The following is a 19,766-nucleotide window of genomic DNA, read 5'->3' as shown; positions in this document are numbered from 1 at the left end:
ATAGTTCGCCCCAGGAATCAACAAGCCTGAGGGAAAACTCCATGGAGCAGCGCTCGCCACACACCGTCCTGAACATTGCCCTGATCGGCGATCACGACCCACAGGTCACCGCTCACCGCGCCATTCCCGTGGCTCTGCAACGGGCGGCCGAGGCTGCCGGGCTTGAGGTAAGGGCTCACTGGCTGGCCACGGATAGCCTCACACCGCAGACCGACCTGAGCCTTTTTGCTGGTTTCTGGTGCGTACCGGCCAGCCCCTACCGCAGCCTGGAAGGCGCATTGCGGGCGATCACTTACGCCCGCGAACAACAGCGACCGTTTCTCGGCACCTGTGGCGGTTTCCAGCATGCCGTCCTGGAATATGCGCGTCATGTTCTCGGCTGGACGGATGCCGAGCATGGCGAAACAGCGCCCGACTCGGCGCGCGCGGTGATTTCACCGTTGAGCTGCTCCCTGGTCGAAGCCCACGACCGCATCCAGTTTATCGAAGGCACGCTGATCGCCAAGGCTTACGGGGCCCTGGAAACCCACGAAGGTTATCACTGCCGCTACGGCATCAATCCCGAGTTCGAAAACGCCTTGCTCGATGGCGACCTGCGCGCCGGCGGCCATGACGCCCAGGGCGATCTGCGCGCGCTCGAACTCAAGGGGCATCCGTTCTTCGTCGCGACCCTGTTCCAGCCCGAACGCGCGGCGCTGGAAGGCCGTATCCCGGCGTTGACCAGTGCATTCCTGGCGGCCTGCGCGAGCCAGCAACAATGATCGCCCAGACACCGCAACCGCCCTACTACGCCGTTATCTTCACCTCCCTGCGCACCGAGGGTGATCACGGTTATGGCGAGGCGGCAGAGCGCATGGTCGAACTGGCCCGACAACAGCCGGGCTTTCTCGGCGTCGAGTCGGCCCGGGGCGAGGATGGCCTGGGCATCACCGTGTCCTACTGGAGCGACGAAGCGGCAATCCTGGCCTGGAAACAGCACGCCGAACACAGCGAGATCCGTGAACGCGGTCGTTCAACCTGGTACCAGGCCTGTCATACCCGGGTGTGCAAGGTCGAACGGGCCTACTCTTTCCAGCGTTGATCACCTCAGAAGGCGATGAGTGCCCGGCGCAGCGCGACAATCTCGGGAATATCCACGCGCCGCTGGTACACCCGCAGCGGTTCGCTGATGTTGATCCGATCGTCAATGTTCTGGTCCAGCAGCAGTTGAATCCGTTCGCGACTCAGGCTCATGGCCTCCTCCCCGGCCGGCACCCAGACAAACTCGCAGGCCGCAAAGATGGCGTCATCCGCCACGTCCATGCCGAAGGCGTCCTCACTGAAGCGGACGATGTACTGGGCGGTCTTGTGATTGAAGCCGACAAAACCCTTGAGTTGGTCGGCGGCCTGGCAGATAAGCTCGGATGTGATCGACATGGTAAACCCCGCTTTAGAGCCACAAGGCTCATGGATGGACGGTTTACACGCAGGGCAGGCCTGTCCCTCTGACGGGGAGATGGGCGACAAATACTGTTGCACAATACCCGAGGAAAACGCCAAAAACCGGATCTGGAGCAGGTTTGTGTCTGTTTCGCGATAGCCCCTGTAGCAATCCGTTGTTGATGGGCTGAAGCGGGACGTCAAGCTCGACGCCAAGACCGGCGCGGTGCTTCACGACAAGAAAGACACCTGATCCCACGCTGACCTTGCGCGAGCCGGACAAGCCGACTCCCGCAAGGTCCTGGTTACCAGCGCTTACCAGAGCGCCAAGGTGTAGCTGATGATCAGACGGTTCTCGTCCAGGTCATTGCCGAAGTTCGAACGCACCGTCGCATTGCGCCACTTCACCCCCACCCCTTTGAGCGTCCCGTCCTGGAACACATAACCGATATCGGTGTTGCGTTCCCATTCCTTGCCTTCACCCGGAATCGTCCTTTGCACATTGTCACCGGATACGTAGCGGGTCATGAAGGTCAGGCCCGGCAAGCCCAGCTGTGCAAAGTCGTAGTCATAACGCACCTGCAAGGAACGTTCGTCGATATTGGCGAAGTCGCCGATCTGCACGAAGTTCACCAGGTACGGATCGCTGTGCCCGATATACGGGAACGGGTCCTTGCCGCTCATGCGCTGATAGCCGAAGCCCAGGGAGTTGCCCTTGAAGGAGTATGTGAACATCCCGCCCAATGCGCGGTTATCCAGCGGACGGAAGTTGCCGTCCTCGGCACTGCGGGCGTAACGCAGGTCGGTCTTCAAGCTCTGGCCCTGGCCCAGGTCCCAGTTATGCACCAGGCCCAGGAAGTTCTGCTGGTAGATATTCTCCAGCTTGCCATAGCGATACTGGGTCAGCAGGTTGGGCAGCCACTGGTAGTCGGCCCCGGCGAACTGGAACTTGTCGCTCGAACCGCCGATACGGTTGGCCGTCATCTTCTGATCATCGGTGGAGTCGACGTAGCGGATCTGGTTGAAGGAGCCCCCGGTCAGCCTCAAGTGGTCGATTTCCTGCACATTCAGCAAACCGCCCTGAAAGGTCCCGGGCAACAAGCGGGTATCGTTGGAGATGATCACCGGGTCCTTCATCTGAAAGCTACCGACCTTCAGCGTGCTTTTGGAAATACGCACCTTGGCCGCCGCCGCCAGCTTGCCGTAGCTGTCCTGGGAACCGCCGTGGCGGGTGTCCGCCGGCAACAGGCCGGTCCCCGCCGTGCCCGGTCCCGAGTCCAGTTTGTAACCGACCATGCCCAGGGCATCGAGGCCGAAACCGACGGTGCCTTCGGTGTAGCCCGATTCCATGCGCAACAGGAAACCCTGGGCCCATTCATCGGCTTTTTCCCGGGAGCCCGGCTGGCGAAAGTCTCGGTTGAAGTAGAAGTTGCGTGCTTCCAGGGTCCCCTTGCTGTCGGCGAGGAAATCCGCCCGGGCGCCCGGCGCCCAGAGCAGGCCCAAGCCCACTAACGCGCTCACTGGCACGGAAAAACGTGATAAATGATCGAACGACTTCATGGTGTGCTCCTTTATTGCGGACGCGAGCCGACCCTCTCGGGGGCGTTGGGATCGCGACCGATGTGGTTGAAATGTCAGGATCAGTAGTCCCTGGGCCCGCCGGACCCAGGTGCGTCGGACATCAGCTCTCGAGCTGGCGACCGCGGGTTTCCGGCAGGCTCAGGGCCGCCAGGATCACCACCGCGTAAGCGCCGGCGGCAAACACACCGATGCCGACGCCAATCGGCAGGGTTTCACTCAGCGCACCGATAAACAGTGGGAACAACGCGGCGATGGAGCGCCCGGCGTTGTAGCAGAAGCCCTGGCCCGACCCACGCATGCGGGTGGGAAACAGCTCGGTGAGGAACGCCCCCATGCCAGCGAAGATGCCCGAGGCGAAGAAGCCCAGGGGAAAGCCCAGCCAGAGCATCCAGGTGTTATCGATGGGCAACTGGGTGTAGGCCAGGACGATGCTCATGGAGCCGACGGCAAAGAGGATGAAGTTCTTCTTGCGGCCGATGGCGTCGGTCAGCAATGCACTGATGACGTAGCCGACATAGGAACCGACGATCACCATCGCCAGATAGCCGCCCGTGCCCAGCACACTCAGGCCGCGCTCGGTTTTCAGATAGGTCGGCAACCAGGTGGTGATCGCGTAGTAACCGCCCAGCGCACCGGTGGTCAGCAGCGAAGCGCGCAAGGTGGTGCTGAGCATCCGCGGCGCGAAGATCTCGAAGAAGGCCCAGGGCGAAGGCTTTTCAGCCTGGCTCAGACGCTCGTCCCGAGCCTGCTCGAAGGTGTCGGACTCCTTGACCAACCGGCGGATCACCAGCACGAACAGCGCCGGTACCAGACCGACCATGAACAGCGCCCGCCAGGCCTGCTCCGGTGGTAGAAAGCTGAACAGGCCCGCATAGAGCAGGGCCGTCAGGCCCCAGCCCAGCGCCCAGCCGGCCTGCACCATGCCCACCGCCTTGCCACGATCCTGGGAGCGGATCACCTCGCCGATCAGCACCGCGCCGGCGGTCCACTCGCCACCAAAACCGAAGCCCATCAGCGTGCGCGCCAACAGCAGTTGGTCGTAGTTCTGGGCCAGCCCGCACATGAAGGTGAAAAAGGCAAACCAGAGCACCGTCAGTTGCAGGGTGCGCACCCGACCGATGCGGTCGGAGAGAATCCCGGCGATCCAGCCGCCGGCCGCCGAGGCCAGCAAGGTCGAGGTGCCGATCAACCCGGCCTCGCCCTTGGAAATGCCCCAGGTGGCAATCAGGGTGGGAATCACGAAACTCAGCATCTGGGTGTCCATGCCATCCAGGCCATAGCCGATCTTGCAACTCCAGAAGGTGCGCTTTTCATTTTTGCTCAGCGGGGCGTACCAGGCGAACGGGCCGGCACGGCGCGTCCCTGAAGGCACGGGGTCAGTCATGGTGTGTTCCATGGAGGGTTCCTGCGGCAGCAAGGGAAGATGACGGACACGCCTCATTGTTTTTTTGTGAAGGCGTTGTCGTGGAGAACCGATGCAGATGCGCTACATCGTGGAGTGGATTCTTCGCGCCGGAGCGGTACAGCGTCAAACGGGAAAAAAGCCGGTCAATGCATAAGAAAAGTTGATGGCCCCTTAATGGCCCCTACCGGGATAGCGGCGTGCCGTGTGCAATCGCGCATCAGTTTTTCTTGTTTGCAATAACAGATTTTCTCGTTGGACGAGGCGGTCGCGGCGCCCTAAAAAGGCCTCGACCCAACACAAGAGAGACGTTCGATGAACCTGCCTGCGCTGTCCTTCGATCAGTTGCGCCATCTGGCGCCACGCGCCTTGCGCCGACACATCGCCACCGACCAGTATCAAGGCCACACCAGCGGCCTGGGCCTGGGTCGGGTACAAGCCAATATCGTGATTTTGCCAGGGGACTGGGCCGACGAGTTCCTGCGTTTCTGCACCCTCAATCGCCAGGCCTGCCCGATACTGGACATCACCGAACCCGGCGACCCGATCTTCCGTCACCTGGGCGAGAGCGTCGATATCCGCCATGACGTACCGCGCTACCGGGTCTATCGCCAGGGCGAACTGAGCGAGGAGCCGCAAAACATCAAGCACCTCTGGCGCGACGATATGGTGGCCTTTGCCATCGGTTGCTCCTTCTCCTTCGAGCAACCCTTGCTGGAGGCCGGCATCGACCTGCGCCACGTCAAATTGGGACGCAACGTGGCGATGTTCCAGACCAATATCGATACCCGCCCCACCGAACGTCTACAGGGCAAGCTGGTGGTGAGCATGCGACCGTTGAAGGCCGCCGACGCCATTCGGGCAGTGCAGATCACCGGACGCATGCCCAATGTGCATGGCGCACCGGTGCACATCGGCGACCCGCGGCTGATCGGCATCCACGACCTTGGCGCACCGGACTACGGTGACGCCGTGCCGCTGGCCGATGATGAACTTCCAGTGTTCTGGGCCTGCGGCGTGACCCCGCAATCGGTGGTGCAGGCATCACGCCCACCGTTATGCATTACCCATGCGCCGGGCTGCATGCTGGTGAGCGATCTGCACAACCACAGCCTTTGACTCAAGCCGTGGTATTCACCGAAGTGCCCGAGGTGCTGCTGCCCTCGGCCTGCAAGGCAGTGGTCAGGGCAGCGCTGACGGTGGAAATGGAACCGGCAATGGAAGACACCTGCGACTGCGCGGCCGCGAGCAAGGTGGCCTTGGCGTCCGGGTCTCCCTTGCTGTCCTGGGCTTTCTGCATTTGCAGCTCCGCTTGCTGCAGCTGCTTTTGCAGATCGGCCAGTTGCTTTTGCAGTTGCTGGACCTCCTGGGAGGAAGCACTGGTGCTGGAGCTGTCGCTGCTGCTACCGGAGGCGCCGCCAGCACCCGCCGGTTGACTACCGCTGGCCTGGGTGGTGCTCGCAGCCCCGGTGGCGCTGGTGCTGGTGGTGTCAGTAGCGGTGGTGCCGGTGGTCTTGTTGGTGCTGCTGGTGGTAAGGGTTGGGGCAATGGTGACCGAAGTAATGCTGACCATGGGGATCTCCCGATTCAGTTATGGGCAGTCATGTCATCGACAACCCTTCAACATGATTGAGATCGATTCTGTATCACACGTGTCAGCGTCCCGATACAAGGCCACATCCCTGTGGCCGCGAATCAGGCCCCGAGGCGCGCCGTCACATCATTCAACTGTCCCGACAAGCCGTGCAGGTTCTGGCTCGCAGCCTCGGTGCGCTTGACGTTGTCCAGGTTGGTACTGGCAATGGCGGTGATCTCGGTCAGGTTGCGCGAGATGTCTTCGGCCACCGAGGTCTGCTCTTCGGCGGCGGTAGCGATCTGACGGTTCATGTCGCGGATCGCTTCCACCGCGGTAGTGATGCGTTCGAGCATGGCCCCGGCCTCGGTCACCTGCTCGACGCTCTCCTCACTGCGGGCCTGCCCGCCTTCGATAGCCTGGGCCGCGTCCACCGCACCGGTCTGGACCGAATGGATGATCTGGTTGATCTCGATGATCGACGCCGCGGTGCGCTGGGCCAGGCTGCGCACCTCATCGGCGACCACGGCAAAGCCGCGTCCGGCCTCACCGGCACGGGCGGCCTCGATGGCGGCGTTGAGCGCCAGCAGGTTGGTCTGTTCGGCAATCCCGCGAATCACTTCCAGCACCTTGCCGACCCGTCCACTGTCGGCTTCCAGGCGGCGGATGACCGTGGCGGTGGAGGTGATTTCGCCACGCATACGGGTAATGGTCTCGATGGTCGATTGCATCACCAACTCGCCCTGCTGGGCCGCGCGATCGGCATCATCCGCCGCTGTAGCGGCATCTCCGGCATGGCGGGCGACCTCCTGGGCGGTGGCGGACATTTCGGTCATCGCCGTGGCCACCTGGTCGGTCCGTTCGAATTGTTCGTGGGTGCCGTTGGCCATCAGGCCGGCAATCGACTTCAGTTCGCCGCTGGCGCTGTCCAGGTCCGAGGTGCTGCGCTTGAGATGGCTGAAGGTTTCGGCCAGGAAGTCGCGCAAGGTGTTCGCCGCTACCGCCAGGTGTCCCAGTTCGTCCTGGCGATCGGCGTTCACCCTGTTGTCGAACTTGCCATGGCTCAATTGCGCCACGTAGTCGATCAGGCGACGGATCGGTTCCACCAGATTGCGGTTGATCAGCCACAGGCTCAACAGACCAATCAACAACCCGGAAATCACCAGCACAACAATGCCGACCCAGATCGTCCGCTCGGCCTGGGCACTGATAGCCTGCGACTGCTCATCACCCTGCTGGCGCAACTGCGCGACCAGGTTCTTCATCTGCTCGCTGGCGGCGCGGTCGACGCCCTTGACCGCCTGGTCACCGGCGCTCGCATCGGACCCGGCGGCCAGATAGGCCTCACGACCTTTCAGATAGGCGCTACCCAGCACCTGGTGTGCATCACGCAGTTGCTCGATCTGCGACTTGAGCCGTGCATCCATGCCAGGCTGGTTGATCAGACGACCGAGGATGTCCTGCACATCGCGCTGACGCGCTTCAAACTGCGACCAGTAACGGTTGAGGTCCTCCGGCTGCTTGCCGCGCAGCAGGACATCCTTCCACTCCTGCACCTGGGCTTTGAATTGCACATTGGCCTCGTCGATCAAATGCGAGGTGTGCAAGGGCCCTTCGATCAGGTTCCGATAATCCTGGACGCCATTGGACAGGAGATGAAAACAGGTCAGCGCGATCAGCAACATGGCGATCAGGCTGCCGCTCAGGAGCGAGAGAATTTGAGCTCTCAGGGATTTTTTCAACATCGGGGGAATCTCTGAACAAGGATTAAGCGTCCCCTGTAGGAAACGCAAGGAGTCGAAACATCCTTGTCAGCGACAACCGGGCTCATGGCCACATAGTGCTGTGGGTAACATCACTACCATCGGCGCGCCAGTACGGCGCTTGAATCAAACCGACCACCGGTCAACGGCGCGCATCATACCTGCCGGTCTGTTAAAAAATCTCGAAGCATCTGTTTACACATCACCTGTCACAAAAACATCAAAAAGCCTTGCGAAGATGAAACCCGCGAACCTGTAAAAAAATGTTTCAGGCGTTTCCCTCCAGCGAGCCCCCATGAACCACAGCCTTGACCAAAGTCACCGTGACCCGGATCTGTTCGGCCTGCTTTACGGCTTTCGCTTCCGCACCGGCGAACGGGGCGAGGAAATCGACTCGGCCACCGTGCTGCACTGCCTGCAACAACCGGAAGATCCCGACACCTTTCTCTGGCTGCACCTGAACCTGGCACACGCCGCCTGCGAGCGCTGGATGAAGACCCACCTGTCGTTGCCCGACGAGTTTTTCGAGGCCCTGCACGAAGGCTCGCGCTCGACCCGTATCGAACACGTCGACAACGCCTTGCTGGCGGTGGTCAACGACGTGGTGTTCAACCTCAGCAGCATGGTCTCCTCGGACATCTCCACGCTGTGGGTCTGCGCCCGCAGCAAACTGTTGATCAGCGCGCGCCTGCAACCCCTGCACTCGGTGGACAAGCTGCGCTCCTCGGTCAAGGCCGGCGAACGCTTCCGCTCGCCACTGGAATTGCTCGTGCACCTGCTACGCGACCAGGGTGAAGTGCTGACCCAGATCGTGCGCAAGACCAGCACCAGCGTCGACCAGATCGAAGACCAGTTGCTGGCCTTGCGCCTGAGCAACAACCGCGCCGAACTCGGTGCCATGCGCCGGATACTGGTACGCCTGCAACGCCTGCTGGCCCTGGAGCCGGGCTCGTTGCTGCGGCTGCTCAACCGTCCGCCGCAATGGTTGCAGAAGGAAGACGTCAAGGAACTGCGCAAATCCACAGAGGAGTTCTCGCTGATCCTCAGCGATCTGGAAGCCCTCGGCGAACGGATCAAACTGTTGCAGGAAGAGATCGCCGCCAGCCTCAACGAACAGAGCAACCGCACCCTCTTCACCCTGACCGTGGTGACCGTCCTGGCACTGCCGATCAATATCATTGCCGGCTTCTTCGGCATGAACGTCGGCGGCATCCCACTGGCGGGCGACCCGGAAGGTTTCTGGATCCTGGTGGCGTTGGTCGTGACCTTCACCTTGCTGGCCGGGCGCTGGGCGTTTCGCAAACGTCAGGATTACTGATCTGGCGCAGTCAGCCTGTAACATTCAGCAACGAATATGACTGGCATCCGTTCTCAAAAAGGATTCCCGGTATGGCCATCCCTTCATCGACTGCTGCCTCGTCCGCCCAGGGCGAAGGCAACCCCCTGCTCGAAAGCAAACCCCGCGTCTTCACCGCGGTGATCTTTTTCGCGGTACTGGCCATGGGCTTGCTGTTCACCGCCTACAGCCTGATGCATGACATGCATGACTTCGGCACCGTGGTCACCACCTGGACACCGTTCCTGCTACTCGGCGTGGCGCTGCTGATCGCCCTCGGCTTCGAGTTCGTCAACGGTTTCCACGACACCGCCAACGCCGTGGCCACCGTGATCTACACCAACTCCCTGCCGGCGCATTTCGCGGTGGTCTGGTCCGGCTGCTTCAACTTCCTCGGCGTGCTGCTCTCCAGCGGCGCGGTGGCGTTCGGCATTATCGCCCTGCTGCCGGTGGAACTGATCCTGCAAGTCGGCTCCTCGGCCGGTTTCGCGATGATCTTCGCCCTGCTGATCGCCGCCATCCTGTGGAACCTCGGCACCTGGTGGCTGGGCCTGCCGGCCTCTTCGTCCCACACCCTGATCGGCTCGATCATCGGTGTCGGCGTGGCCAACGCCCTGATGCACGGACGCGACGGCACCAGCGGTGTCGACTGGAGCCAGGCAACCAAGATCGGTTATGCCCTGCTGGTGTCGCCACTGGTGGGGTTCTTCTTCGCCGCGCTGTTGCTGCTGGTCCTGCGCCTGTTGGTGAAGAACCGTGAACTGTACAAGGCGCCCAAAGGCAATTCGCCGCCACCGTGGTGGATTCGTGGCCTGCTGATCCTGACCTGCACCGGTGTGTCTTTCGCCCACGGCTCCAACGACGGGCAAAAAGGCATGGGCCTGATCATGCTGATCCTGGTCGGCACCCTGCCGATGGCCTACGCGCTGAACCGCACCATGCCGGCCGACCAGGCGCTGCAGTTCGCCGCCGTCGCCGAAGTCACCCAACAAGCACTGGTGCGCAACGCGCCGCAACCGGCCCCCGCCGACCCGCGCCAAATACTCTCGGACTACGTGCGAAGCAAAAAAATGACGCCGGAGGTGGTCCCGTCACTGGCGGCCCTGGCCGGCAATATCGGTACCGAGGTCAAGGGTTACGGCTCGCTGGCCAAGGTCCCGGCCGAAGCCATGGGCAACGTGCGCAACGACATGTACCTGAGCAGCGAAACCATCCGCCTGATGGACAAGGACAAGGTCGGCAATTTCGACGCTGATACCCAGGGCAAGGTGCAGTTGTTCAAACAGCAGATCGACGGCGCCACCCGCTTCATTCCGCTGTGGGTGAAGATTGTCGTGGCCATCGCCCTGGGCCTGGGCACCATGGTTGGCTGGAAGCGCATCGTGGTCACCGTCGGCGAGAAGATCGGCAAGACCCACATGACCTACGCCCAGGGCGCCTCGGCGGAAATGGTCGCGATGCTGACCATCGGTGCGGCGGACATCTACGGTTTGCCGGTATCGACCACCCACGTCTTGTCCTCGGGCGTGGCCGGGACCATGGTCGCCAATGGCGGCGGCTTGCAGATGCGCACCATCCGCAACCTGATGATGGCCTGGGTCCTGACCCTGCCGGCGGCGATCCTGTTGTCGGGCAGCCTGTACTGGTTGTTCACGCAGATTTTCTAAGCCACACCGCCTCAATGGCACAACACAAAACCCGTGGGAGCCGGCTTGCCGGCGATGGGGCCCGTCAACCGGACACGCCACTGCGGATCAACAAATCCTTCAGCACGCTGCGCAACGGCACCTCGCCCTTGCGCGGCGTTCCGGCGAACTCGATCCAGCCTTCGTTGAAACCGTCGATCATCTGCATGCGCGGCAGCGGGTTATTCATCCCCTGGGAGGTGAACAAATCCTCCCAGGTATCACGTGCCACCACTTCCATGCGCACCGGCTTGCCCAGCCACTCGGCAAAACCGCCGGCAATCTGCTCGGGCGTCACTCGCTCCGGTCCTTCCAGTTCAACCACCCGCTTGCCACTCCAGGATTCCTGCACCAACTGCGCGGCCAGGCGTCCGACATCCGCCGTGGCGATCATCGGCACCGGCTTGTCCAGCGGTTGCAGAAAGCTGGGGATCACTCCCGTTTCCACCGCCGCCGCCACATCCCACAGGGCATTCTCCATAAACCAGCCCGGACGCAGGAAGGTGACCGGCAGATCCAGCGTGCTCAAGCCCTGTTCCAACAACTGCAACTGGTTCAGCAGATTCGGCTGGGTCGCCTGGGCACCGATGGTCGACAAACACACCACCTTCGCCGGCCGCGCCTGTTCCAGCGCCGCGCGCAGGGTTTCCACCACTTGGCGGGCTTCAGGAAAGCCCGGCGTCGGATCGAAGTTCGACGGCATCATGATAAACACCCCCTCGACACCGCTGAACGCCTGCGCCAGTGCCTGCCCGTCATCCACATCGGCCAGGGCCACCTGGCAGCCTTGTCCGGCCCACGGCGCACCTTTCTCGGCGCTGCGCACCACGGCGCGTACCGATTGCCCGGCGCTGAGCAGCGTACGGGCGACGGCACCGCCCACTTGTCCGGTAATACCCATGACTGCGTACATGCAAGTTCCTCCAGGAAGCGGCGACCTCTGTCGCGATGGAGGAATTCTCCGCCGCGTATCGAGATTCTCCGATAGCATGGATGTCATTGAATAACTGACTGGTAATCAGCAATGAGTTTCGACTCCAACCTGGCCAGCGGCCTTGGCGTGCTCAACGCGGTGGTGGACGGCGGTAGTTTCGTCAAGGCCGCCGAAGCCCTCGACATGACCGCCTCCGGCGTCAGCCGGGCCATCGCCCGGCTGGAGAAACGCCTGGGCATCCGGCTGTTCGACCGCACCACCCGTTCGGTCAAGCTGACCGACGAAGGCCGTCGCTTGTACGAGGAAGTCACCCCGTTGCTGGCCGGTCTCGAAGAAGCGGCCCATGCCGCCAGCGGTAGCGCCAGCCAGGTACGCGGGCGCTTGCGGGTCAATATCGATCCGTATTTTTCCCGCCTGATCCTCGGCCCCGCCCTGGGCGAGTTCATGAGCCGCCATCCGCTGTTGCACCTGGAGCTCTATACCCGCGACCAACTGGGCGACGTGGTGGCCGATGGTTTCGACCTGGCCGTACGCTTCGGCCACCCGGCCAATTCTTCCCTGGTGGCACGCAAGCTGCTGGACGTACGGGTACTGACCTGCGCGGCGCCGGCCTACCTGAAACGCCACGGGCGACCGCTGACACCGCTGGACATGGAGGACGAACGGCATGTCTGCGTGTCCTTCCGCGACCCGGAAACCGGGCGGCCCTTCCCCTGGGAGTTTCACCGTGCCGGCCGGCGGGTGGATGTGCGCAATAACGCGCGACTGGTACTCAACGATGTCGGCACCCTGCACAGCCTGTGTGAAAGCGGCCATGCCATCGCCCAGGTGCTTGACCTGGGGGTACGTCCGGCCTTGGACGCGGGTCGGCTGGTGGAGCTGTTTCCCGATTGGCCGGACGAGCGCTTTCCGCTGTATGCCCTTTATCCGTCCCGGCATCTGCCGCCGGCCAAGGTCAGGGCGTTTCTGGATTTTATTATTGGGTTGAGTGCTGCTTGATGCGGTTGGGGGGTAAAGAGCTCGAGGCAATGTGCATGGCCGCCTTCGGCGGTTCGCGAGCAATCGAGCGTCGACCGGCTGCTCCTACAAGGTTGTGCGTGGCAGCAGACGTTCGCGTATGCCGTCATAGGCCCAGTGATACAGGTAGGTATAGGGCAGGAAGAACAGCAGCACGCCGATATCCAGCAGCAGCGCCGTCAACAGGCTGAGATCCAGCCACCAGGCCACCAGCGGCACGCTCACCGCCACCAGGCCGCCTTCGAACAGCAAGGCATGGAGCAGGCGCGTCCAGACGTTCTGCTCCAGGGCAAAGCGCTCGCGCATCCGGTCGAACATCCCATTGAACAGGACGTTCCAACCCAGGGCGATAAAACAGTTGGCGACCGTCACCACGCCCATCTCCAACAGCGGTTTGTTCATCACCCAGGCAAACAGCGGCGTACACAGCAGCACCGCGAAGACCTCGAAGCCGATGGCTTGCAAAACACGTTCGGTAAAAGACTTGCCGGGGGTCATGATGGACGCCTCCATTGATATCCGAGGGTTGTCATTATCGCCACCCGGACAGATACTAAAAGTCGATTACCATCGACAAAAGCGATAGTTCATGGCCTCCAACGAAATGCTCCAGGCCTTTGTCCAGGCCGCGACCTTGGGCTCCTTCTCCGCGGCGGCGCGCAAGCTGGGCAAGAGCCAGTCGACCATCAGTGCCGCAGTCGCGAGCCTGGAAATCGACCTCGGCCTGGAACTGTTCGACCGCAGTACCCGCAAGCCCGGCCTGACCGCGGCCGGCCATGTCATGCTGCAAAAGGCCGAGGATATCCTTGCGGCCAACAACCGCCTGGAGATGAGCGCGCGCCAATTGGCCGGCGGTCTGGAAGCGAAACTGACGGTGGTGATTTCCGACACCTACCAGTCCAACCGTTTCGAGGCCACCCTGAGCGACTTCGAAGCCCGCTACCCGGACCTCGAGCTGGAGTGCCTGATCGCCGAGTGCGACGACCTGGTGGAGTTGGTCCGCCAAGGCCGGGCCCAGGTGGCGTTTGCCGAACGGCAGGACAGCTACCCGCCGGACCTGGGCAGTGCCACCGTGGATGAACGCACCGAATTTGCCGTGTTCGTCCATCGCGGGCATCCCTTGGCACAACAGGTCAAGGTCGATCAAGCCAGCCTGCAGCAGCACCGTGAACTGCGCCTGGCGAGCATCGTCAATCCTTACGAAAGTCGTGCCCAGGGCCGCTTCTGGTCGGCGTCGAGTTACCTGATGCTGCTGGAAATGGCCCAGCGCGGGTTCGGCTGGGCACCGCTGCCACGCTGGCTGGTGGAGCGCTTCGACAATGCTTCGCTAGTGGAACTGCCGCTGCGCGGCTGGCCAAGGCCGGTGGCGGTGGATGCGCTCTGGTCACGCCTGCATCCGCCAGGGCCGGCGGGCAGTTGGTTACTGGCTAGAATGCTGGAGTAATGGCCTCTTGTGGGAGCTGGCTTGCCAGCGATTACGATGCCACATTCACCGCTACTCTCGACCGACGCCTACAAATTTCCAGGCCCACGCTCGGCGCCTTTCAACGCCTCCAACCGACGCTCGATAAAACGCCGCTCCGGCGCCTGCTGCGTCAATTCCAACGCGCGCTGGTAGGCCTCCCGTGCCTGCTCAACCCGCCCCAACCGCCGACAGAAATCCGCCCGCGCCGAATGCGCCAGGTGATAGTCCAGCAAGTCGCCGCGCCCGAGGATGCCCTCCACCAGTTCCAGTCCCGCCAATGGCCCGTCGCGCATGGCCACCGCTACCGCCCGATTGAGCTCTATCACCGCCGAAGGCACGGCCCGCAGCAACAGGTCATAGAGCCCGACGATCTGCCGCCAGTCAGTGTCCTCGGCCGTCGCCGACTCGGCATGCACGGCCGCGATCGCGGCCTGCAAACCATAGGGCCCGAAACGTCCGGTACCCAGCGCGCGTTCCACCAACCCACAGCCTTCGGCAATCAGCGTCGCGTTCCAGCACGAACGATCCTGGGCATCGAGCAGCACCAGTTCCCCGCTCTCGGAGACCCGCGCCTGACGCCGCGACTCATGCAACAACATCAACGCCAGCAACCCCATGACCTCGGGATCGGGCAGCAACTCCAGCAACAGGCGCCCAAGGCGAATGGCCTCCGCCGTCAGCTCGTCGCGGGTCAGGCTGGCACCGAGGGAAGCGGAATACCCCTCGTTGAACACCAGGTAAATAACCCGCAACACACTGTCCAACCGCGCGGGCAACTCCGCCAGGGAAGGCACCTGATAAGGAATCTTCGCATCGCGAATCTTGGTCTTCGCTCGCACAATGCGCTGGGCGATGGTCGAGGGGCTCGAGAGAAAGGCCCGGGCAATTTCTTCGGTGGTCAGGTCGCAGACCTCGCGCAATGTCAGCGGCACCTGGGCATCCGCCGACAACGCCGGGTGACAGCAGGTAAAGATCAGCCGCAGGCGATCGTCCTCGACATCCTCGTCATTCCATTCGCTCTGCTCCAACGCTTCGGCCTGGGCGATCAACTGCCCCTGGGATGCGGCAAAACGCGCCCGGCGGCGCAACACGTCGATGGCCTTGAAACGCCCGGTGGAGACCAGCCAGGCCCGGGGATTGGCCGGCACGCCATCGCGCTGCCAGCGTTCGATGGCGATAAAGAAGGCTTCGTGCAAGGCCTCCTCCGCCAGATCGAAATCCCCCAGCAAGCGAATCAGGGTCGCCAGGATCCGCCGTGATTCCTGGCGATACACCGCCTCAACCTGCTGCTTGACGCTCTCGGCTTCGAGGGTCAATCCAGCAGCCCCTGGCGGACCAACAGGGCCAATCGATCCAGGCTTTCACCCCAGCCCTGATAAAACCCCATCTGTTCGTGGGCCGCTTTTTCCTCCGCCGACCAGTGCATCGCCCGGGCGGTATACAAGGTATGACCATCGGCCTCTTCGAGGGTGATTCGCGCCGTCATGAAGGGCTTGCCCGAGGGCGTCCAGTCGGGGGTAAAGGCGTCGGTGAAGACGATCCGCTCCGGTGCGGCGATCTCCAGGAACACGCCCTGATAAGGGTACTCGACACCCTCCGCCGTACGCATCAGCGTGCGAAACGAACCGCCAACCCACAACTGCATTTCGCAGACCGGCATGGTCATGCCATGGGGGCCCCACCATTGACTCAGCAGACGGGGTTCGGTCCAGGCACGAAAGACCTGGTTGCGTGGCGCCTCGATCAGGCGACTGATGGACAACTCATGTTCAGCTCCCGAAAGGGACAGCGGTTGACGGTTCATGTTCAGGCTCCTTTTATTCTTATGGTTGCCGTTCGAAAGCTCAGAGATTCAGTTCCCGCACCGGCCGCACTTCCACGCTGCCCACTCGCGCGGCCGGGATATGCCCGGCAATCTGCAAGGCCTCGTTCAGGTCGCGGGCCTCCACCAGATAGAAGCCGGCCAGTTGTTCCTTGGTTTCGGCAAACGGCCCGTCGACGATCGACAGCTTGCCGCCACGCATGCGCACCGTGGTGGCGGTGCTCACCGGCTCCAGCGGCTCGGCGGCGAGCAGGCGACCACTGGCCCGGATCGACTCACCGTAGGCCAGGCACTCGGGGTCCTTGGGGCTGTCGGGATGGGAATGCAGCAGTTCCTCATTACTGTAGATCAGGCACAGGTATTTCATGGGATGTCTCCAGGGCGGTCGAACAACTATGGCTGCTGTTCCGCGCTTTGGCGAAAGCGGCTGACGATCAGCAAGTGTACGAATAGTCGCTTGGAAGCAAAGGAAATCGACAGGCGTAAAAACTCGTAGGAAAAATAATATCCAGCCCGCTAAAGCCGATAGAATTCGGTCTCCCCTACTGCCGGAAACAGGATATGCCGCTGTGAGAATTTCCCTTGTCGACTACGTCACGCTGACCCCCGCCCAACGCGAGCAGTTGGCCTTGATCCAGGTCGATGCGGCGCAACGGGAATTTTCCAGCGATATCACCCGGGGCCTGGCGGTGCTGCTGGCCCACACGGGCAATGACGTGAAGGGTTTTGTACTGCTGGCCGATGAGTTGCCGGTGGGTTTCCTGCTGCTCAAGCGGCCCCCGGCATCACCGGCCTGGGCCAGCGGCAATGTCTGCACCCTGCATGGCCTGCAAGTGGATAAAAACTACCAGGGCCAGGGCCTCGGGCGCGCCTGCATGCAAGCCCTGCCGGACGCCGCTCGCGACGCCTGGCCGGCTACCCGCCAGCTGATGCTGATGGTCGACGCAGACAATGACGCCGCCCGCGGGCTCTACCTCAAACAGGGATTTGTCGACAGCGGCGAGACCTTTCACGGGCGGGTCGGTGAAGAACGTCGGCTGACCTTGCCACTCTGAGGCGGGAGATTGTCATGAATGCCCGACTGACCCGCTACGACGACCTGAGCGCCCTGCAACGCGAACAGCTCGCGGACCTCGAAGTCCACCCCGGACAGCTGCAATTTTGCGGTGATATCCAGGCGGCCCTGCACTTCCTGCCACGGGAGCCCCATGACGGCGTGCTCGGTTTTGCCCTGCTCGACCATGACACCCCGGTGGCCTTCCTGTTGCTCAAGCGCCATCCTTTCGTCCCCCATTGGGCCGACAAAGGCAGCGCCACCCTGCATGCCCTGCAGGTCGACAAAAGGCTTCAAGGCCGGGGGTTCGGCGCGGCCTGCCTGCAAGCCTTGCCCGCAGCGGCACGCCAGGCCTGGCCCCAGGTCCGTCAATTACTGCTGTCGGTAGGAACCGATAACCAGGCGGCGATGAGTCTTTACCTGAAACAGGGTTGGGTGGATACCGGTGAAGCCTATCGCGGCGAACGTCGATTGACCCTGACACTTTAAAGTTGCCGGTGGCCATAAGTATGAGATCAGTTGGTCATTTACAGTAAAACTTGATCGCTGGGCAAATTCGCCTTCCAGTTATTAAATCGATGACGTCGCTGCTGCATCAGCCAGCGCATCGCTACTTGATAAGCCGTTATTTAACTCAAGTAGCCATTTAATAAACTGAAAGGACTCAATACCCATGGATGCAAAAAATCGAATCTCGAACAGCGCCCCCAAAACCTCGCCCTCCGCGGCCATCCAACGGCCCGGCAGCGCCGGAAGATTTGATCTGGAATTTGGTGAACACCGCGACGGCCTGGTTATTTTTTCAGAAAGAGGTCCTGGCTTTGTCGGCCCTTCTTTATTGCGGCCCGACGGCCGCCATCGGTTTATCGGCGTACATGAAGACCAGCCAGAAAGTATCACCCAGGCCGACTTCAGCGAAGACGGCCTTTATTATCATGACTTCGCCCAGTCACTCGGAAGTTCCAGCCGAAGACTGATCAAGGCGGTCCTCGACGAAGACGACAAGTTCCTCCTGCTCGGCCACTTCCGCTCCGGTGAACAGGTCTTCTGCGCCCGTATCACTGAAGACGGCATGCCGGACCCCGATTTCGGCGACAACGGTCAGGTTGCCCTGCCTTACACGGCCCCCTGGATCGGCTATGGCCGCCGGCTCACCGTGCAACCCCAGGACGGTTTTATCGTCCTGGCCCTGAGGAACAGCGCCGTGGGCGAGTCGGCACGCGACGTTATCGTGCGTCTCGACCGCAACGGCAGTTTCGACCCGCGCTTCGGCACCTGCGGCGTGGTCACGGCACCGGAACCGAACATCGCGTTCGAGGCGGTTCAGGTCCAGGCCGATGGCAAGCTGATCGTGGCCGGCCGACGCGGCCGCAAGGCCATGCTGATGCGCTACGGGGCCACCGGCCTGCCGGACAAGACCTTCGGTTGCGCCGGCTATCTGGAGCTGGAGCCGGCCCGCGACGGCCACGCCGCGTTTTTTGATCTCGCCGTGCAACCCGATCAGAAAATCGTCGTCACCGGCTCCGCGGATCTGTCCCACAATATCGCCCTGCTCACCCGTGTCACAGCCGACGGCAAGCTGGACGTCACCTTCAATGCCGGAGTGCCCTGGGAGCTGCCGGAACTGGATATCGCCTTCGCCCTGGCGGTGCAGGAGGACGGGAAAATCGTCAGCGCCGGTCATATCAACAGCGGCAGCCGCTGCTGGTTGATGCGCCACTTGAACAACGGCGAACTGGACCCTGATTTTGGCGACAACGGGATCAGCCGCCTGATCTACATCGGCGATTCCACCAGCTACCTCTCCAACCTGGAGTTGCAGCCAGATGGCAAGATCCTGCTCTCCGGACGCTACGCCACCCATTCGGCGGTGATTCGCTGTTACGGCAACTGAGCACGTAGCGCCTGGGGAAAGGCAAGGTCATGTCGGTGATACGGCGTTCCTCGATGCCACCCAGGCGCCCCAGAACAGGCTGGAAAAAAACCGCGTCGCGGTGCCAAACCCGGCCTTCTCAAGCAAGTGCTGAACCGCCGCCTCAGAGTGTGGCGGATCGGCCCCCTGGAGAATCTTGCCAAGCTTGGCGCGAACAGCGTCAGCACTCGCGCCCTGCTGGCGCCAGCGCTCGCCCCAGGCCGCCAACAACAGCGGCTGGCTGGCATAGGCCTGATGGTTGCCCGCCACAATCAACGGAGCTCCCGGTTTGAGCCGGGCGGCAATCGCCTTGAGAATGTCGTGCTTGGCCTGATCGCCGGGCAGGTGATGCAACACACCGATCAGGGTCGCGGCATCATAGGGCGGCTCGTCGGTCAGTTCCTCGACCGTGCCCAGGAATACCCGCGTGCGCGCCAGCAGCCCCTGGGCCTGGAGACTGGCCTGCGCCAACTCAAGCATCGGTGCCGAGGGGTCTACCGCGGTGAACCGCCAAAGCGGCTCAAGCGCCGCCGCCGTCAGGATTTCCTGAGCGGTACCGCCGGCGCCCACCACCAGAATCCTCGCCTCGCCCCCGCTGCCCAGGCTGGCCGCCAGCATGCAGGCGACCAACTCGTGACAGGCGTCATAACCGGCCAGGGCGATACGGCTTTGCTCGGCGTACTCACCGGCACGGGATACATCGAATTTCCGAGCGGAATCCAGAGGTTCGGACGACATGGGCTTTCTCTCTTGGCGGGGAACTTCAGCCCAAGGTAGTCGCCCTGCGAAAATAAAGAAAATTC

The 19,766-nt window shown here is 62.3% G+C and carries 21 protein-coding genes; 10 read left to right on the top strand and 11 right to left on the bottom strand.

What is annotated here, in order from left to right; genetic code table 11:
* Positions 1 to 41: 41 nt before the first annotated feature.
* Both M5C71_RS26045 and M5C71_RS26040 read left to right on the top strand, forming a co-directional pair.
* Complete coding sequence (locus tag M5C71_RS26045; RefSeq protein WP_248769023.1) at positions 42 to 761, top strand: CTP synthase; 720 nt, start codon at positions 42 to 44, stop codon at positions 759 to 761.
* On the top strand, positions 758 to 1,081 hold the full coding sequence (locus M5C71_RS26040; RefSeq protein ID WP_152741256.1) for an antibiotic biosynthesis monooxygenase: 324 nt from the start codon (positions 758 to 760) through the stop codon (positions 1,079 to 1,081). The genes M5C71_RS26045 and M5C71_RS26040 overlap by 4 nt, the downstream gene beginning before the upstream one ends.
* Before the next feature lie 5 nt (positions 1,082 to 1,086).
* Here the strand turns inward: M5C71_RS26040 and M5C71_RS26035 are convergent, their stop codons facing one another.
* The 3 genes from M5C71_RS26035 to M5C71_RS26025 all read right to left on the bottom strand — a co-directional run bounded on the left by M5C71_RS26035 (position 1,087) and on the right by M5C71_RS26025 (position 4,384).
* Positions 1,087 to 1,416, bottom strand: a complete 330-nt coding sequence (locus M5C71_RS26035) for a DUF2025 family protein (RefSeq protein ID WP_248769022.1) — start codon at positions 1,414 to 1,416, stop codon at positions 1,087 to 1,089.
* A gap of 318 nt (positions 1,417 to 1,734) precedes the next feature.
* The gene (locus M5C71_RS26030; RefSeq protein WP_103498827.1) at positions 1,735 to 2,979 is read right to left on the bottom strand and encodes an OprD family porin; all 1,245 of its coding nucleotides are present in this window, start codon (positions 2,977 to 2,979) and stop codon (positions 1,735 to 1,737) included.
* 121 nt (positions 2,980 to 3,100) lie between these two features.
* Positions 3,101 to 4,384 carry an MFS transporter gene (locus tag M5C71_RS26025; protein ID WP_248769021.1) on the bottom strand — a complete coding sequence of 428 codons (1,284 nt, stop codon included), beginning with the start codon at positions 4,382 to 4,384 and terminating at the stop codon, positions 3,101 to 3,103.
* 333 nt (positions 4,385 to 4,717) lie between these two features.
* On the opposite strand from M5C71_RS26025, the gene M5C71_RS26020 reads away from it, so the two are divergent.
* Complete coding sequence (locus tag M5C71_RS26020) at positions 4,718 to 5,521, top strand: putative hydro-lyase (protein ID WP_103498829.1); 804 nt, start codon at positions 4,718 to 4,720, stop codon at positions 5,519 to 5,521.
* Between the two features lies 1 nt (position 5,522).
* Here M5C71_RS26020 and M5C71_RS26015 read toward each other — a convergent pair whose 3' ends face one another.
* Together M5C71_RS26015 and M5C71_RS26010 are read right to left on the bottom strand one after the other, a co-directional pair.
* Positions 5,523 to 5,975 (bottom strand): hypothetical protein, encoded by a 453-nt coding sequence (locus M5C71_RS26015; protein WP_247263206.1) that lies wholly within the window; start codon positions 5,973 to 5,975, stop codon positions 5,523 to 5,525.
* A gap of 122 nt (positions 5,976 to 6,097) precedes the next feature.
* Entirely contained in the window at positions 6,098 to 7,720 is a 1,623-nt protein-coding gene (locus M5C71_RS26010) for a methyl-accepting chemotaxis protein (RefSeq protein WP_177102650.1), read from the bottom strand.
* A gap of 313 nt (positions 7,721 to 8,033) precedes the next feature.
* Here M5C71_RS26010 and M5C71_RS26005 point away from each other — a divergent pair, with 313 nt between their 5' ends.
* Complete coding sequence (locus M5C71_RS26005) at positions 8,034 to 9,056, top strand: transporter (RefSeq protein WP_103498832.1); 1,023 nt, start codon at positions 8,034 to 8,036, stop codon at positions 9,054 to 9,056.
* Between the two features lie 71 nt (positions 9,057 to 9,127).
* Complete coding sequence (locus tag M5C71_RS26000; RefSeq protein ID WP_103498833.1) at positions 9,128 to 10,741, top strand: inorganic phosphate transporter; 1,614 nt, start codon at positions 9,128 to 9,130, stop codon at positions 10,739 to 10,741.
* 64 nt (positions 10,742 to 10,805) lie between these two features.
* On the opposite strand, the gene M5C71_RS25995 is transcribed toward M5C71_RS26000, so the two are convergent.
* Positions 10,806 to 11,672 carry an NmrA family NAD(P)-binding protein gene (locus tag M5C71_RS25995; protein ID WP_177102652.1) on the bottom strand — a complete coding sequence of 289 codons (867 nt, stop codon included), beginning with the start codon at positions 11,670 to 11,672 and terminating at the stop codon, positions 10,806 to 10,808.
* Positions 11,673 to 11,783: 111 nt separating this feature from the next.
* Here M5C71_RS25995 and M5C71_RS25990 point away from each other — a divergent pair, with 111 nt between their 5' ends.
* Entirely contained in the window at positions 11,784 to 12,692 is a 909-nt protein-coding gene (locus M5C71_RS25990; protein ID WP_103498835.1) for a LysR family transcriptional regulator, read from the top strand.
* A gap of 84 nt (positions 12,693 to 12,776) precedes the next feature.
* Here M5C71_RS25990 and M5C71_RS25985 read toward each other — a convergent pair whose 3' ends face one another.
* The gene (locus M5C71_RS25985) at positions 12,777 to 13,208 is read right to left on the bottom strand and encodes a multidrug/biocide efflux PACE transporter (protein ID WP_177102654.1); all 432 of its coding nucleotides are present in this window, start codon (positions 13,206 to 13,208) and stop codon (positions 12,777 to 12,779) included.
* 91 nt (positions 13,209 to 13,299) lie between these two features.
* Here M5C71_RS25985 and M5C71_RS25980 point away from each other — a divergent pair, with 91 nt between their 5' ends.
* Positions 13,300 to 14,154 (top strand): LysR family transcriptional regulator, encoded by an 855-nt coding sequence (locus tag M5C71_RS25980; protein WP_152741265.1) that lies wholly within the window; start codon positions 13,300 to 13,302, stop codon positions 14,152 to 14,154.
* A gap of 68 nt (positions 14,155 to 14,222) precedes the next feature.
* On the opposite strand, the gene M5C71_RS25975 is transcribed toward M5C71_RS25980, so the two are convergent.
* The 3 genes from M5C71_RS25975 to M5C71_RS25965 are packed head-to-tail and all read right to left on the bottom strand — an operon-like array spanning position 14,223 to position 16,364.
* Entirely contained in the window at positions 14,223 to 15,491 is a 1,269-nt protein-coding gene (locus tag M5C71_RS25975) for an RNA polymerase sigma factor (protein WP_177102656.1), read from the bottom strand.
* Positions 15,488 to 15,979: an SRPBCC family protein gene (locus tag M5C71_RS25970; RefSeq protein ID WP_248769020.1), complete on the bottom strand. Its 492-nt coding sequence runs from the start codon at positions 15,977 to 15,979 to the stop codon at positions 15,488 to 15,490. Before M5C71_RS25970 ends, M5C71_RS25975 begins: the two co-directional genes overlap by 4 nt.
* 40 nt (positions 15,980 to 16,019) lie before the next feature.
* Positions 16,020 to 16,364 carry a YciI family protein gene (locus M5C71_RS25965; RefSeq protein ID WP_103498840.1) on the bottom strand — a complete coding sequence of 115 codons (345 nt, stop codon included), beginning with the start codon at positions 16,362 to 16,364 and terminating at the stop codon, positions 16,020 to 16,022.
* Positions 16,365 to 16,566: 202 nt separating this feature from the next.
* Between M5C71_RS25965 and M5C71_RS25960 the strand changes: the two genes are divergently transcribed.
* The 3 genes from M5C71_RS25960 (at position 16,567) to M5C71_RS25950 (ending at position 18,945) form a co-directional block, all read left to right on the top strand.
* Positions 16,567 to 17,052, top strand: a complete 486-nt coding sequence (locus tag M5C71_RS25960; RefSeq protein ID WP_248769019.1) for a GNAT family N-acetyltransferase — start codon at positions 16,567 to 16,569, stop codon at positions 17,050 to 17,052.
* Positions 17,053 to 17,066: 14 nt separating this feature from the next.
* On the top strand, positions 17,067 to 17,540 hold the full coding sequence (locus M5C71_RS25955) for a GNAT family N-acetyltransferase (protein ID WP_248769018.1): 474 nt from the start codon (positions 17,067 to 17,069) through the stop codon (positions 17,538 to 17,540).
* Positions 17,541 to 17,724: 184 nt separating this feature from the next.
* A complete protein-coding gene (locus M5C71_RS25950) occupies positions 17,725 to 18,945 on the top strand; it encodes a hemolysin (protein WP_103498843.1) in 1,221 nt (406 codons plus the stop codon).
* Between the two features lie 27 nt (positions 18,946 to 18,972).
* Here the strand turns inward: M5C71_RS25950 and M5C71_RS25945 are convergent, their stop codons facing one another.
* Positions 18,973 to 19,701 (bottom strand): class I SAM-dependent methyltransferase, encoded by a 729-nt coding sequence (locus M5C71_RS25945; RefSeq protein WP_103498844.1) that lies wholly within the window; start codon positions 19,699 to 19,701, stop codon positions 18,973 to 18,975.
* Positions 19,702 to 19,766 lie beyond the last annotated feature (65 nt).

Source organism: Pseudomonas sp. MWU12-2345 (genome assembly GCF_023242385.1).
Lineage (GTDB): Bacteria > Pseudomonadota > Gammaproteobacteria > Pseudomonadales > Pseudomonadaceae > Aquipseudomonas > Aquipseudomonas gingeri_D.
Note: the sequence above shows the minus strand (reverse complement) of the source record. Positions and strands in the feature narration are given on the sequence as shown.